This window comes from Actinospineispora spinosispora DSM 44797, from assembly GCF_000429025.1.
Taxonomy (GTDB): domain Bacteria; phylum Actinomycetota; class Actinomycetes; order Mycobacteriales; family Pseudonocardiaceae; genus Pseudonocardia; species Pseudonocardia spinosispora.
On record NZ_KE386833.1, the window covers coordinates 689,915 to 704,345 of the forward strand.

The following is a 14,431-nucleotide window of genomic DNA, read 5'->3' on the forward strand; positions in this document are numbered from 1 at the left end:
CGGGCCTCTGCGAGATGGCGCCGGGGGACTCCTTCGGGGCGGGGCGTTGACACTGGGTGGGCGTTGAGTATCGTAAACAGTCTAGATCGCATAGTTAATGGACGCGGGGGATCCGCAGCATAGTGCTGAAAGGCGGGTGGACGTGCCCCGAAGGACAGTGGTGATCGGTGGGGGAGCCGCGGGACTGGGCTCGGCCGGGGGAGTGAAGGCGTCCGACCCCACCGCCGAGGTGGTCGTCTACACGCAGTTCGAGGACGTCGCGTATAGCCCGTGCGGCATTCCGTATGTGCACGGCGGCGAGATCGAGAGCTTCGACAAGCTGATATTGGCTGGTAAGCAGGCCTACGTCGACGCGGGTATCGACGTGCACTACGAGACCGAGGTCAGCGCGATCGACACGGCCGCGAAGACCGTGACGGTCAGCGGCGAGGGCGTGATCAAGTACGACAACCTGATCATCGCCACCGGCTTCGACTACGCCGACCCCGGCGTGCCGGGTACCGAGCTCAGCGGCCTGTACTACGTCAAGAACATCCGGCGTGCCGCCGAGTGGGACAAGGTCATCTCGGAGACCAAACGCGCCGTCGTCATCGAGGCGTCGCCACTCGGGCTGGAGATGGTCACCGCACTCGCGCACCGGGGCGTGGAAACCCACGTGGTCGATCCCAATCCCTACGCGCTGGCCATGATGGCCGATCCGGACATCATGGCGCCGGTGCAGGACTCCTGGGTCGAGATGGGTGCTCACCTGCACTTCAACACGACCCTGGAAGCGTTCCTCGGCGACGAGAACGGCAAGCTGCGCGCGATCCGGACATCCGGTCCCGACGGCTCGGTCGAGCTCCCGGTCGAGCTGGCCGTGGTCGCCACCCACAAGACGCCCAACAACACCCTCGCCGAGGCGGCCGGGATCAAGCTCGGCTCGACCGGCGGCATCATCGTCGACGAGCGGATGAAGACCTCGGCCCCGAACGTCTGGGCGGCGGGCGACGCCACCGAGATCCCGCACGGGCTGACCGGGGTGCCGCTGCAGGGACTGACCGGATCCCACGCCTACGCGCAGGGCAAGGTGGCGGGCGCCAACGCGGGCGGCGGCGACCGTTCCTACCGCGCGGTCTACGTGCCGTGGGGTACCCCGGCCGGCAAGTGGGTGATCGGCGGGGCGTCGTTCGGTGAGACGACCGCGACGGCTCTGGGCATCCCCTACGTGCTGGGGGTCGGTGAGGGCATCTCCCGCGCCCGCTACTACCCGGGCGTGCAGAAGATCAAGATCAAGCTGCTCGCCGAACCCAAGACCCTGCGGCTGATCGGCGCCCAGATGGTCGGCGGTGGTGAGGGGATCAAGGAACGGGCCGACTTCCTCGCCACCGCGATCAAGTTCGGGCTCACCCTGCGCGACCTGGCCGCGATGGAGAACGTCTACTCACCCGCGATCGGTGCGCTGAACGAGCCGATCGCCACCGCCGCGACCAACGGCGTGGCGAACGCCGAGAAGGGCTGAGCCGTGAGCGGCGGTCTGTCCGGGTGGCTGCGGCACAACGCCGAGCACTACCTGCTGGTCGATGCGCATCGCCGGGTCGCCGCGCGACACGGCACCCCCGCGCCCCGGCCACCGAAAGGGGCGAAGGAGATCTTCTGGCTGAAGATCTTCGCGCCCGTCTACGCCGTCATCCCATGGCCGATCCGGCACCGGATCATGCGTGCGATGCCCGGCAGTCACCGGAAGACGTGGGCACCGCCACCCGCTCCGCGCGGGCCGGCGGTCTGACCCTCGACCACCACATCGAAGAGAAGGAGATGCACTGTGGCGCAGATCGTTGGTGAGCGGGCCCACGCGGGCGACGCGATCGTCGACTACGACGAGAAACTGTTCGAGGACATCCAGGCGAACGAGGGCGAGAAGGCCTACATCTTCATGCACACCGTGCCCTACGAGGGTTCGGTCGGTCTGGTCAACATGCTCACCTGTACCCGGATCAACCGCAAGGGCTTCGACACCAGCCTGGTGCTCTACGGCCCCGGCGTGTTGATGGCGTCGGCCACCCGTGGCTTCCCGACGGTGGGCGCCGAAGCCTTCCCCGGGCACCTGGCGTACAACAACCAGCTGCAGACCTTCATGAAGGAGGGCGGGCACGTCTACGCCTGCCGTTTCGCGATGGCCGCGCTCTACGGCATGCGCGAGACCGACCTGATCGAGGGCGTGATCCCGATGCACCCGCTCGACGTGCTGGACGCGACCCTCACCGCTCGCCGGGAGGGCGCCCTGGTCATGCAGACCTGGACGCTCTAGGCACCCCGGGTCATGGACTCGACCAGGGGTCCGTTCGACCCCTCGGTGGCCGGTCCTCGGGCGCGCTGGCGCGCGGCCGAGGACCGGCTCTACCCGACATTGATCACCAATCCGGCGAACTACCAGCGGGCACTGACCCAGGTCCAGGCCGTGGTCGAGGAGCTGCGGCGGCGCGGTGACGACGTGGCCGTGCTGCTGGCCGCTGAGACCGAGCCCGACCAGGTGCTCGCCGCGGCGTGCCCGGAGGGCGTCGGTCTGCCCGTCGACCTGCTCATGGGGGTCGCCTGCGGGATGCGGGACCGGGAGCTCACCGCCCATCGGGAGCGGGTGAGGGTGTCCCGGGTCGTGGTCGACGCGAGAGCCTCGCACGCCGAGTGGGCGACGCTGCGTGGCCCGGCGACGCCCGCCGAACTGGCCGACGGCAGCGCGTCGGTGTTGCACCTGGAGTCCGGGACGGTACTGACGGCCACCGTCGACCCGTGGTCGGGCGATCCACCGTTCGCGCTGGAGATCGCCGCGGCCGACGGTGCCGCGACCCAGCGCACGTTCACCGACCGCGCCGAATGGCTGGCCGAGTACGAGAGGTGGCGGGCCGACCCGGTCGCCGCGCTGTCCGAGACGGTGCGAATGAGGACCACATGACGACCTCGATCATCCGGTCCTCCCACTCGGTGCGCGCCGGTCACGACCTGCACTGTCAGCTGGTCGACACCACGGCGGACCTCCACGCGCACCTGGCGGTCCGGCGCGCGGTGTTCGTCGCCGAGCAGAGCGTGTTCGCCGAGTCCGACACCGACTCCCACGACGTCGACCCGGCGACGATCCACGTGCTGGGCCTGGTCGACGGTGTGCCGGCGGGCGCCGTACGGCTGTTCCCACTCGATCCGACGGAGCCCCGAGCAGGCTGGCAGGGCGACCGGCTGGCCGTGCTCCCGGAGTTCCGGACCAGCGGGCTCGGCGCACCGCTGGTGCGGTTCGCGGTGGCCACGGCCGGTGCGCTGGGCGGCCGAACCATGCTCGCCCACATCCAGCCGGCCAACCGCACGTTCTTCCGCCGACTCGGCTGGACCCAGCTGGGCGGCACCGAGATCTACGTGGGCCTGCCCCACCTGCTCATGGAGATCGACCTGCACACCCACCCCGACGACCAGAACCCGTGAGTGGCGAGTGGTCCCCTGAGACCACTCGCCACTCACGGGTTCTCGTCAGCTGGTCCGTGGGGTGGGGGTGATGAGGCGCCCTCCGGCCATGAACGACGTGCGCAGCCGGTGGGGGAGAGCCGCGGCTATCCGGGATATCGCCGCCTGATGCTCGGCCGGTGTGCCCAGCTGGGCCATCAGCAGGTCGGAACCGGTCGTGGCGGCCACCGCGCGGGCCTCCTCCGGGCGCCCGAGGGCGCGCAGCGCGAGCGCCTCGTACTTGCGTGAGGAGTAGCGGCGGGCGTCGTCGCGCAGTGCCTCGGCAAGGCTCGGGTCCCAGCGCGAGCGCATCTCCAGCAGCCGCATCGCCGCCCTCGGCCGGAACGGCAGCGGGCGCTCCAGCATCGGCGCCGCGGCGTCGACCGCCGCCGCGGCCGACTCCTCCCGGCCGAGCAGCAGATCGCAGTCAGCGACCGCCAGCAGCGCGTGCAGCTCCTGCTCCAGCTCCAGGGCACCGCCGCCGCGGCGGGCCAGCTCGACCGCATGCTCGGCGTGCTCCCTGGCCCGGTCGACCTGGCCGATCTCCTGCAGGATCCACGAGGTCGTCGTCTCGATGCCGGCCCGGTAGAAGCCGACCTTCTCCGCGTCGATCAGGCGTCTGGCGTTCTCCAGAGACCGCAGTGCGCCGGCGAAGTCACCGATGTCGCCTCGGGTCAGCGCGGTGAAGAACAACGTCTGCAGCATCGGGCGGAACTCACCGGTGCGCCGACACAGCACCGCCGCTCTGGCCAGCACGGCGCGGGCTTCGGCGAACCGGTCCTGGTGCTGCAGCAAGGCGCCGCGGTACGCCAGCGCCAACCCGGTGGTCGTCTCGTCCGGTTCCGCGGCCAGTACCCGGTTGTAGGCCGCTTCGGCGCCGGCGTACTCGCCGTCCCAGTGCCGGACCCGGCCGAGCAGCAGCGTCGCGCTGGGCAGCGCACCGGGCGCGGCGGCGGCGGACTCGGCCAGTGACGTCGCCTGCTCGGCGAAGTCCACCGCGTGCATCGCATCCCTCGCGTACAGGGCGGTCCAGCCGAGCTGCTCGAGCGCCTTCGCCTCCAGCTGCGAGTCGCTCTCGTCGCGCGCCAGCTCCAGCGCCGTCTCGTGATCTGCTCGGGCGGCGTCCGGGCGGCCGAGATCGGTGTATGCCCGACCGCGCCGCAGCAGCACCTCGATGAGCAGTCGGGCGTCGCGCGCGGTGGTCGCCGCGTCGACCGCCTGGTCGAGCAGCTCGACGGCCTCGGAGTTGGCGAACGCCAGATGTGCGGTGTGCGCGGCGGTCATCCACGCCTGGGCCGCCGCCGGCCAGTCACCGGCCGCCGCGTGCTGCCGGGCGGCGGCCTCCGGGCGGTCGGCCAGCAGACGGGACGCCCGCCGGTGGCGGCTCACCCGCACCGGCTCCGGTGCCGCGTCGTAGGCCACCTGCCGGACGATGTCGTTGGCGAACCGGAAGCTGTCGCCCCTGGTCACCAGCAACCCGGCGCGCAGAGCTCGGCCGGCCCGCCGGGCACAGTCCTCGACGTCGAGGTTGCTCAGCGCCGCCACGTCGTCGAGGGAGAACCCGGCGCCGAGCACCGCGCCCTGGGCGAGCAGCTCGGCGGTCGCCTCACCCGCGTGGGCGATCCTCTCCTCGACCGCCTCATGCAGTGACCCCGGCACCACCATCTGCTCACCGGGCGCGGAGCTCGGTGAGGGATGGCGCAACAGCTCGGTGACGAACAGTGGGGAGCCGCCGGTCCACGAGTACAGCTTGGACACGTCGTAGCCCAGCCCGGTGCGTTCCACGAGGGTCGCCACGTCCTCGATGGTCAACGGGCCCAGCTCTAGCCAGCCGGCGGCCACATCGCGCAGGCCCGAGGCCACCGGCTCGTCCTCGGAGGTCCGCTCGGTGACCACGACCATCAGCCTGCTGCCCGCCCACTGGCCGGTGAGCAGGTGCAACGCCTCGAGCGTCGAGCGACCGGCGTGGTGGATGTCCTCGACGATCAGCAGCACCGGGCGTCGAGCACTGAGCCGGGTGAAGAAGCCGGCGAGCGCGTCGAGACCTCGGCCGTGCTCCAGTTCGGGCCCGGCGCGTTCGTAGTCGACCGTGCCGACCACGTCGGTCAGCTCGGGGACCAGCTGGGTCAGTGTCCCGAGCCGGGACCCGGCCAGCTCGCGGACCTCCGAGGGCCGGATTCGCCGCACGATGGTGCGGACCGCATGCACCAGGGGCTGCAGATACATCGAGCGCTCGGCCTCGAAACAGCCGACGGACACGACGAGTGCGCCCGTGCGGCGCGGTTCGTCGGCGAACCGGTCGACCAGCGCGCTCTTGCCGATGCCCGCTTCGCCCGTGACCACGGTCAGCGCGGGCTCACCGGCGGCCGCGCCTGCCCACAGCTCGCCCAGCGCGGCCAGCTGGGTGGACCTACCGACGAGACGCTCCCGCGCTCGCGGTGCGACACCGCCGCTCGGCCTGCTGGTGGAGCGCGGGTTCTCCGCCCGCAGGATCGACACGTACACCGCCTGGGTGGCCGGCGAGGGGTCGCTGCCCAGCTGCTCGGACATGGCCAGCTGCAGCTGGCGGTAGGTGACCAGTGCGCTACCGGAACGTCCGGAGCGCTGGTGTGCGGACATGACCGCCCTGGCGGCCTCTTCGTCGAGCGGGTCGGCACGCAGCGCGGCCCCTGCTGCTTCCGCCGCGACGTCCGGGGTGCCCAGCTCCAGTGCGGCACTGCTCCAGCAGATCCGGGCCCTGCGCAGCCAGCGCGCCACGGTCCGGCGCAGCTGCGTCACCCAGGGATCGTCGCGTTCGCCGGCCAGTGCGGTGTCGGTGGCGAGCAGTTTCGCGGCCTGCTCCGCGCTGGTCGAGGCCAGCGCGACGTTGCCATAGCGCAGTTCACGCTCGGCGGTCTCGATGAGCTCGATGGCTTCGGCCAGGTCGACGGTCACGCCATCGGTCACCAGCCGGTATCCGGTGGGGCTGCCGTCGATGCGGTCGCGCCCCAACGCGCGGCGCAGGCGACTGATCAGCGCGGCGATGTTGCGGTCAGCACGTTCCGGTGGCTCAGCGTCCCACAGCGCTTCGACCAGAGTCCCGACCGGAATGAACTCGCCCACCCGTTCGGCGAGCACGGCGAGCAGCCGGCGGGCTTTGCCGACCGGCAGCGGCGCGGCCAGCTCGCCCTCCACGGTGAATCGGCCGAGGAGTCGGAACCGCAGGTTGTCCTGGGTCACCCCGGGAACTGTACCGGGGGCGTGACCGTCCACCGAGAATCAACTATAGTAATCGCTGAATCTCCGATGGTGTATGACTGTGGGGTTCGTCGTCCGGAGGGGACAGCAGGTTCATGGGCAAGACCGTGGTTGTGGCACTCGGCGGCAACGCCATCACACGCAGTGGCCAGGCCGGCACCTACGCCGAGCAGGCCGAGAACGCGCTGGGAATGGCCGACGCGGTATGTCGGTTGCGAGCGGCCGGATGGACCGTGGTGCTGGTGCACGGCAACGGCCCGCAGGTCGGGAACCTGGCCGTGCAGCAGCAGGAGAGCACCGGGAAGGTGCCCGAACAGCCGCTGCACGTCCTGGGCGCGATGACCGAGGGACAGCTGGGGAGCCTGCTCACGCTGGCGCTGCTGCGGGTCTGCGGCTCCACCCTGTCCGGGGTCGCGACTGTGGTGACGCACGTGGTCGTCGATCCGGACGATCCGGGATTCAGTCGGCCCACCAAACCGATCGGACCGTTCCTCAGCGAGGCCGAGGCCCGCCGGCACGCGGACGAGCAGGGCTGGACGGTGGGGGAGGACGCCGGCCGCGGCTATCGCAGGCTGGTCGCCTCCCCGGCGCCGTTGCGCATCGTGGAGCTGGACGCACTCCGGGCACTGGTCGACCGGGGTGTCGTGGTCATCGCGGCCGGGGGCGGCGGCGTGCCGGTGGTGCGGGACGAGGTCGGGTACCGGGGTGTCGACGCGGTCATCGACAAGGACCTCGCGGCTCAGCGGCTGGCGACCGAGCTGGGTGCCGAGGCACTGGTCCTGGTCACCGACGTACCCCAGGTGATGATCGACTACGGGACTCCGAACGCTCACCCGATCGACCGGATGACCGTCAGCGAAGCCCAGGCGCACGCCGACGACCACCAGTTCCCCGAGGGCAGCATGGGGCCCAAGATGCGCGGCGCGATCCAGTTCCTCCGCGCGGGCGGCAGGCTCGCCGTGATCACGAACGCCGAGCGGGCCTGCGCTTCGCTGGACCCGAACGCCAGCCCGGAGGCCGATCTGGGCACCCGAATCGTCGCCGCCGACCTGCATCTGGGAGCCGCTCCGTGAGCCCTGTCGCGTCATCCACCGTCAGTTCCTCGCCCGCGCACGTCGCTCAGGCGATCCACCGGGTCACCGTCCACCAGGACACCTACGTCGACTCGGTGGTCCAGCTGTCCGGCACCCGGGCCATGCGTCAGGTCGACGGTGTCGACTGGGCCGCCGCCGCCATGGCGACGCCTGCCAACCTGCAGACCCTGGTGCAGGAGGGGTTCGAGCTGACCGAAGTGGCATCGGCGGGGGCGAACGACCTGTTCCTCGCGGTGCGGGCCGACTCGGAGGAGTCGGTGACCGCCGCCAGGGAGGCCGCCGAGGCCGCGATGTTCACCCCGCGCCAGGGTGGGACGAACGAGCGCGCGGCGCGCGCCGCGCGGACACTGGCAGAGGCCCTGGACCGTGCGCCGGACAGCAACGTCGCGGTGATCTCGGTACCGGGCGACTACGCGGCGCTGGAGGCACACAAGGCGCTCTCCTCAGGCCTGGACGTCCTGCTTTTCAGTGACAACGTGTCGGTCGAGGACGAGATCGAGCTGAAGGACCGGGCAACCGAGCTGGGCAGGTTGGTGATGGGACCCGGGGCCGGGACCGCGATGCTCGGACACACGTGCCTGGGGTTCGCCAACGTGGTCCGCCCGGGGCGCGTCGCGGTGGTCGCCGCCGCCGGCACGGGCGCTCAGGAGGCCGCGAGCCTCGTCGACCGCTGGGGAATCGGTGTCTCCCACGTCATCGGGCTGGGCGGGCGCGACCTGACCGCCGCGATCGGGGGCCGGATGGCGCTGTCCGCCGTGCGTGGGCTGGTCGACGACGACAACACCGACGTCATCCTCCTGGTGTCCAAGCCGCCTTCGCCCGAGGTGGCGCGCGCCGTGCTGGCGGCCGCCGAGGGTAAGCAGCTGGTGGCCGCGCTGATCGGTGTCGCGCCGGACTTCGAGGCGCCCGACGGGGTCACCGTGACCCGGACACTGGAAGCCGGTGCGGTGGCCGCGGTACGAGCGTCGGGCGGCGCCGCGCCGACGGTGACCGACGGCCTCGTGGACCGGGTACGCGAGCTGGCCGCCGAGCTGCCCGCCGAACGCACCCTGGTGCGCGGGCTGTTCTCCGGCGGGACGCTCTGCTACGAGTCACTGGTCATCCTGGCCGACGTGCTCGGACCGGTGCACTCCAACACCCCGATCGACAAGTCGCTGGGGCTGCCGGTGCCCGACGGGGCGCACAGCTGCCTCGATCTCGGCGAGGAGGAGTACACGAAGGGCAGGCCACACCCGATGATCGATCCGGAGGCCCGCATCGAGATGCTGCGGGAGCAGGGCGCCGACCCGGCCGTCGCGGTGATCATCCTGGACGTCGTGCTCGGGTACGGCGCGCACCCCGATCCGGCGGCCGAGCTGGCCCCGATCTGCGCGAAGATCATCGAAGGTGGTGGGCCCCGGATCGTCACCTACGTGCTGGGGACCGAGCGTGACCCGCAGGGCTACGCGGCTCAGAAACGGGCGTTCGAGGAAGCGGGCTGTCTGGTCACCGAGACGGCGGCCCGCGCGTCGCTGGCGGCCGCGGCGCTGGCCGGCCGCAAGCCCGAGCTGGCCGGGCACGCGCTGTGAGCGCCTCGCCCGGGGGCCTGGCGCTCGTCTCCCATTCCACGAAGCCACGCGGCGGCCTGGTGCACACCCTGAGCCTGGCCGAAGAGCTGCACCGTCAGGGTGTCGACGTGCACCTGGTCGCGCTGGGGGACCCGTCGGTCGGGCTGTTCCGGCCGACCGAGGTGCCGCACACCGTGCTGCCGGGGCCGACCAAGGCCGGCAGCACGTTGGAGCAGAGGGTGTTCGCCTCGATCGACACCCTGGCCGGCGGCCTGGCAGGGCTGGCCGACCGTTTCGACCTGATCCACGCCCAGGACTGCATCGCGGCCAGGGCCGCGGTCCGGGTCCGTGATGCGGGGTCCCGCGCGACGGTCGTCCGCACCGTGCACCACGTGGACGACTTCACCACCCAGGCGTTGATCGACTGCCAGCGCCAGGCCATCGCGGAGCCGGACCGGGTCCTCGTGGTGAGCGAACAGTGGCGCGGCATCCTGCGCGACGAGTACGGGCGGGCCAGCGACGTGGTGCCCAACGGCGTCGATCTCGACCGCTTCCCCGAGCCGCCGCCGGAGGTACTAGCTCGGCTGCGCGCGCGAGTCGGAGCGGACCGGCCCGGCCGGTTCGTCTTCCTCGCGGTCGGCGGGGTGGAACCCCGGAAAGGCAGCGTGCACGCCTTCCGCGCTCTGGCGAGGCTCAAGAAGGACGGCATCGACGCGGTGCTCGCGGTGGTCGGCGGCCACTCGTTCCAGGACTACACGGCCTACCGGGACGCCTCGTTGGCGCTGCTACCCGAGCTGGGGCTGACGCTCGGCGAGGACGTCGTGCTGCTCGGCACGGTCAGCGAACAGGAGCTCGGCGGCTGGTACCACGCGGCTGACGCACTCGCGTTCCCCTCGGTCAAAGAGGGTTGGGGGCTGGCGGTGCTGGAGGCGATGAGCGCCGGCCTCCCGGTGATCGCGACGGACCTGCCGGTGTTCCGCGAGTACCTGGTCCACGCCGAGTCGGCGCTGCTCCCCTCGGTCGCCGACGACGTGGCCCTCGCCGGGGCGATGCGCACGATGGTCCTGGACGCGGGCCTGCGCCAACGCCTGATCACGGGAGGTACGGCGCTGCTGCCGCGGTTCAGCTGGGCGGCCAGCGCGCGGCGGCACCGGGAGATCTACGCCGACGTCCGGGCTCTCGTGGCCGGGTGACCTCCATCCGGGTGCGCCGACGGTTCGTATCGGTGCCAGCCGGGCATACTCGGCCACCGACCGGTCGGTTCGGCCGGGGCGGACCGAAGGAGGAACCGATGGACCCCGATGAGGTCGACGACGACGTCTTCGAGCAGCTGGACGGCCTGGACACTCTGGACGGGCGGGGCACCAACGACCCGCTGGACGAGGGCTACTCGCCGCCGGAGAAGCCGTGGGCCGTCGAGGACTGGGGCACCACCGCGCGCGAGGAGGCCGAAGGTGAGGATCTCGACCATCGGCTGGCGCGTGAGCAGCCGGAGTCCTGGGCGAACGAGGATCCGGATGACGACGGTCTCGGGGACGAGTCCGACACCGACGGTGAGCTGCGTGACTTCGAGGTCGGTGACGTCCGGTCCGGTCGGTTGACGGCCTCCGATTCCGGTGACCACGAGCCTTACGCGGAGGACGTGGGGATCGACGGAGCAGCGGCGTCGGCCGAGGAGGCCGCTGTGCACGTGGTTCCGGATCCTGAGTAGCCCATCACCGGCATCCCCGCTGGTCCCGGGTCGGAGTGCACTCGTATCCCCGCTGGCTTTTCAGTGTGCTTGGCGTGGCCGCCCGCTCTCAACCCCCGGCTGACGCCGGCCTCGCGCAGATTCCTGGTTGCGCTGCCTCGGGGGCGAGGTTTCAGGGTTGACAGCGGGCGGCCAGGCCAAGTGCTTAGCCAGGATCGCGGGGGAAGGGGAGCTCTGCGGCGCTTGTGTTGGTCACGGCTGCGTCGCGCCCCACCAGTCACAACAGCCCCATCGCGGCCGACTTTGCGCGTCTACGTGTTGCGTCGCACACGTCCGGACATGTGCGACGCAACACGTGGGTGTGCAAAGCCAGCGGTGGCGCCCCGCCAGTCACACGCGTAACGCGCTGGGCGACTTCGCAGAGGCTCACGCCGCGTCGCAGACACTGCAGCATCTGCGAGGCGACACGACGCTCTGCGAGGCGTGACCAAAGCGACCACAGAGACTCCTGGGACTACGTGCTCGCGCGAGGGCGCAGCCCGATGCGCAAAGAAAGCGCCATCGGTCCGCCACCCCGCACGACGTGCGCGCACACCACCCCCATCCCCGCGATCCTGGCTAAGCACTTGGCGTGGCCGCCCGCTGTCAACCCTGAAACCTCGCCCCCGAGCCCGCGCAACCAGGAACCCGCGCGAGGCCGGCGTCAGCCGGGGGTTGATAGCGGGCGGCCACGCCAAGACAATCCGAGCCAGCGGGGACGACGGCCCCAACGAACCGGGACGCAACCAAAACATCTAGCCAGTTGCTCAGATGTGCAGTCATTGCTACATTCACTATAGGAAATGAGAGCTCTCCTATCGTGAGCGACGGAGGCGGTTCGGTGGCATCGGCGGAGAAGGTGCGCGGTCAGGTGATCGACGCGCACAGTCACATCGGCACGATGGATGCGTGGCAGTTCTACGACCTCAAGGAGCCGGTCAAGCCGACGGTGTACGAGTTCGCCGACGCCAAGCAGTACCTACGGCACCTCGACGGGGTGGGGGTCGAGCGCGGCCTGGTGCTTCCCAACTACGGGATCCCGGTACAGGGGCACGCGTTCTCGCTCAACGACCTCGTTCTGGAGTCGGTCGCCAACAACGATCGGCTGGTCGGCGGGCTGTGGGTGTCGATCCTGCCGCAGAACGAGGAGCTCACCCTCAAGACCCTCGAACACGCCGGTGAGTACGGCATCGTCGCGCTCAAGACCACGTTCCTGCTCGGCGGCAACCCGGACCCGAACACGTGGGACGCCAAGACCCGGGAGCTGGCCGAGGCGTGTTTCGACGCCGCCGAACGGCACAACCTGGTGTTCCACTTCCACACCAGCGCCGGCGGTAGCTCGGACATCAACAACTTCATCCCGCTCGTCGAGGAGTTCGGCAAGCGGGTCAAGATCTATCTCGTGCACTTCGGTGGCGGCGTGAGCGGCCACATCAAGCTGGTTCCCCGGTTCCTGGACTGGGTCGAGCAGGGTTACAAGGTGTACTGCGACACCACGTGGACGATCGGCTTCGGCGCCCGCTGGCTGATGACCGAGATCGAGAAACGGGGCGTCGGCGCCGACCGGGTGCTGTTCGCTTCGGACGAACCGTGGAGCGATTTCTGGGGCGAGTACTGGAAGATCAACGGCGCCCCGGTCAGCGACGAGCTCAAGCAGCGGATCCTCTACCGCAACTACGAGGAGCTGTATGGCAACAACAAGTCCTGACCGAAGCGGTCAGTGGCCATGGCCGTGGCCGTGCCCGTCCCGATGGTCGTGCCCTGCCGGACGGTGGGCCAGCGTCCCGGCCCGGTCGCCGATCTCCTCGACGGTGACGATGCCCCGGACGGCGAGCACGTCCTCCAGGGCGCCGAGCCAGTGCTGGTAGTAGCTCCAGCAACTACCGGCGGGCGGTGCCGCCTCCCATGCGGCGATCCGGGCGATCAGAGCGGCCTGGAAGTCCGGCCAGCGGAACACCCCGGCGTCGTAGAGGGTGACGGCCATGCCGAACGCCCGGCTCTCCCACGGCTCGGCGAACACCAGCTCGCCGTTGGACCGCGGTGGGGCCCCGGGGCCTTCGACCTCCAGCGGAGCGGTCCGGTCGTCGAGTCGAGCGGTCACGGTGCCATCACCTTCGCCACGCCGACCATCGCGTCGCGGGTCACCAGTGGGACCAGGTCCTCCTCGCCCAGGGACTCGGTGCCGGCCGGACGCTCCGGGAGAACGAGCCAGCGGACCTCGCTGCTGGAGTCCCGGACGGTGATCCGGACGTCCTCGGCGAGGTCGAGACCCATCTCGGACAGCACCTTGCGGGGCTCCTTGACGACCCGGGCGCGATAGGCGGGGTCCTTGTACCAGGACGGCGGGAGGCCGAGCACCGGCCACGGGTAGCAGGAGCACAGTGTGCACACCACGACGTTGTGCGTGGTCTCGGTGTTCTCCACGACCACGATGTGCTCGCCCTGCGGCCCGGCGAACCCGAGCTCCTTGATGGCGGCCGTCCCGTCGGAGAGGAGGCGTTGTCGGTAGTCCGGGTCCGTCCACGCCTTGGCGACCACCTTGGCGCCGTTGAGCGGGCCGACGTTGGTCTCGTAGTTGGTGATGAACTTGTCCATCACCGTCGGGTCGACCAGTCCGCGCTCGGTGAGTAGCTGTTCCAGTGCCTCGGTGCGCAGCGCTGCGGGAAGGCGTTCGGTGTCCTCGGTGCTCATGCGGCGTTCTCCAGGTAGGTCTCGAACAGTTCGATGGTCAGTGCGAACGGCTCGGCGTTCGCGCCCCACAGCTCGCCGGACTCGAACCGCACCGAGTAGACGTGCTGCGGGTTCTCGCCCTGGAAGTGGGCGTGTGTGTCGGGAAGCAGCGCTGCCGGTTGGATCACCTCGACGACGCCCGTATGGCCACGCACGTAGGCAGGCAGCCTGGTGTGTCCCTCGGGCGACATGTCCTTGGCCCGCACTCGCTGGCCGACCGCGAAGGCGGGGGTCTCCTCGACCGTGCGCAGCGAACCGGGCCCGGTCGGCGAGTAGTCCGGCTTGTGCGGCTCGGGCACCGCGGGTTCGTCGACCTGCTCACCGCGCAGCACCCTGGCTCGGGCGTCGACGGCGCCGGGAGCCAGGATCGCGCTGTCGACCAGCATCAGTTCCGACGCGTTGAGCCAGCGACCGTAGTAGCCGTCCTCGAGGTAGGACGTGGGGTCGAGGCGTTCGAGAGCGTGCCGGAACGCGTCCAGATTCTGTCCGGACACCCTCCCCATGGACAGCAGCGTCAGCGCGAACGCCCTGCCCTGCCAGCTCTCGGCGAACACGGGCTCGTCCGGGCGCGGTGGATGCACCGGCCCCCAGCCGTCCGTGCCGCCCATATCGGCGATCCCGTCCAT

Annotated in this window: 14 protein-coding genes; 10 read left to right on the forward strand and 4 right to left on the reverse strand. The window is 70.6% G+C overall.

Annotated features, from left to right (window positions below; genetic code table 11):
• The first annotated feature begins 160 nt into the window (after positions 1-160).
• Genes G406_RS0126860 through G406_RS54590 form a run of 5 tightly spaced genes read left to right on the forward strand, consistent with a single transcriptional unit; the run spans position 161 to position 3,450 of the window.
• The gene (locus tag G406_RS0126860) at positions 161-1,501 is read left to right on the forward strand and encodes an FAD-dependent oxidoreductase (protein ID WP_245607225.1); all 1,341 of its coding nucleotides are present in this window, start codon (positions 161-163) and stop codon (positions 1,499-1,501) included.
• A 3-nt stretch (positions 1,502-1,504) separates the two neighbouring features.
• Positions 1,505-1,768 (forward strand): hypothetical protein, encoded by a 264-nt coding sequence (locus G406_RS0126865; protein ID WP_028936152.1) that lies wholly within the window; start codon positions 1,505-1,507, stop codon positions 1,766-1,768.
• Positions 1,769-1,804: 36 nt separating this feature from the next.
• Complete coding sequence (locus tag G406_RS0126870; RefSeq protein ID WP_028936153.1) at positions 1,805-2,290, forward strand: MSMEG_0572/Sll0783 family nitrogen starvation response protein; 486 nt, start codon at positions 1,805-1,807, stop codon at positions 2,288-2,290.
• 12 nt (positions 2,291-2,302) lie between these two features.
• Positions 2,303-2,932 carry a hypothetical protein gene (locus tag G406_RS0126875; protein WP_028936154.1) on the forward strand — a complete coding sequence of 210 codons (630 nt, stop codon included), beginning with the start codon at positions 2,303-2,305 and terminating at the stop codon, positions 2,930-2,932.
• Positions 2,929-3,450, forward strand: a complete 522-nt coding sequence (locus G406_RS54590) for an MSMEG_0567/Sll0786 family nitrogen starvation N-acetyltransferase (RefSeq protein WP_051342726.1) — start codon at positions 2,929-2,931, stop codon at positions 3,448-3,450. The genes G406_RS0126875 and G406_RS54590 overlap by 4 nt, the downstream gene beginning before the upstream one ends.
• Positions 3,451-3,495: 45 nt before the next feature.
• Here the strand turns inward: G406_RS54590 and G406_RS0126885 are convergent, their stop codons facing one another.
• A complete protein-coding gene (locus G406_RS0126885; RefSeq protein WP_028936155.1) occupies positions 3,496-6,687 on the reverse strand; it encodes an ATP-binding protein in 3,192 nt (1,063 codons plus the stop codon).
• Between the two features lie 113 nt (positions 6,688-6,800).
• Between G406_RS0126885 and G406_RS0126890 the strand changes: the two genes are divergently transcribed.
• From G406_RS0126890 to G406_RS0126910, 5 genes are all read left to right on the forward strand, one after another.
• The gene (locus G406_RS0126890) at positions 6,801-7,778 is read left to right on the forward strand and encodes a carbamate kinase (RefSeq protein WP_028936156.1); all 978 of its coding nucleotides are present in this window, start codon (positions 6,801-6,803) and stop codon (positions 7,776-7,778) included.
• Positions 7,775-9,367: an AllF/FdrA family protein gene (locus tag G406_RS0126895; protein WP_245607226.1), complete on the forward strand. Its 1,593-nt coding sequence runs from the start codon at positions 7,775-7,777 to the stop codon at positions 9,365-9,367. Before G406_RS0126890 ends, G406_RS0126895 begins: the two co-directional genes overlap by 4 nt.
• Positions 9,364-10,539, forward strand: a complete 1,176-nt coding sequence (locus tag G406_RS50190) for an MSMEG_0565 family glycosyltransferase (protein ID WP_051342727.1) — start codon at positions 9,364-9,366, stop codon at positions 10,537-10,539. The genes G406_RS0126895 and G406_RS50190 overlap by 4 nt, the downstream gene beginning before the upstream one ends.
• A 98-nt stretch (positions 10,540-10,637) precedes the next feature.
• Positions 10,638-11,057 carry a DUF5709 domain-containing protein gene (locus G406_RS0126905; RefSeq protein WP_028936158.1) on the forward strand — a complete coding sequence of 140 codons (420 nt, stop codon included), beginning with the start codon at positions 10,638-10,640 and terminating at the stop codon, positions 11,055-11,057.
• A gap of 838 nt (positions 11,058-11,895) precedes the next feature.
• Entirely contained in the window at positions 11,896-12,783 is an 888-nt protein-coding gene (locus G406_RS0126910) for an amidohydrolase family protein (protein WP_211241263.1), read from the forward strand.
• Positions 12,784-12,792: 9 nt separating this feature from the next.
• Here the strand turns inward: G406_RS0126910 and G406_RS0126915 are convergent, their stop codons facing one another.
• Genes G406_RS0126915 through nthB form a run of 3 tightly spaced genes read right to left on the reverse strand, consistent with a single transcriptional unit; the run spans position 12,793 to position 14,431 of the window.
• Positions 12,793-13,176 (reverse strand): nitrile hydratase accessory protein, encoded by a 384-nt coding sequence (locus tag G406_RS0126915; RefSeq protein ID WP_051342728.1) that lies wholly within the window; start codon positions 13,174-13,176, stop codon positions 12,793-12,795.
• Positions 13,173-13,766, reverse strand: a complete 594-nt coding sequence (gene nthA, locus G406_RS0126920; RefSeq protein ID WP_028936161.1) for a nitrile hydratase subunit alpha — start codon at positions 13,764-13,766, stop codon at positions 13,173-13,175. Before nthA ends, G406_RS0126915 begins: the two co-directional genes overlap by 4 nt.
• Entirely contained in the window at positions 13,763-14,431 is a 669-nt protein-coding gene (nthB, locus tag G406_RS0126925) for a nitrile hydratase subunit beta (protein ID WP_028936162.1), read from the reverse strand. The genes nthA and nthB overlap by 4 nt, the downstream gene beginning before the upstream one ends.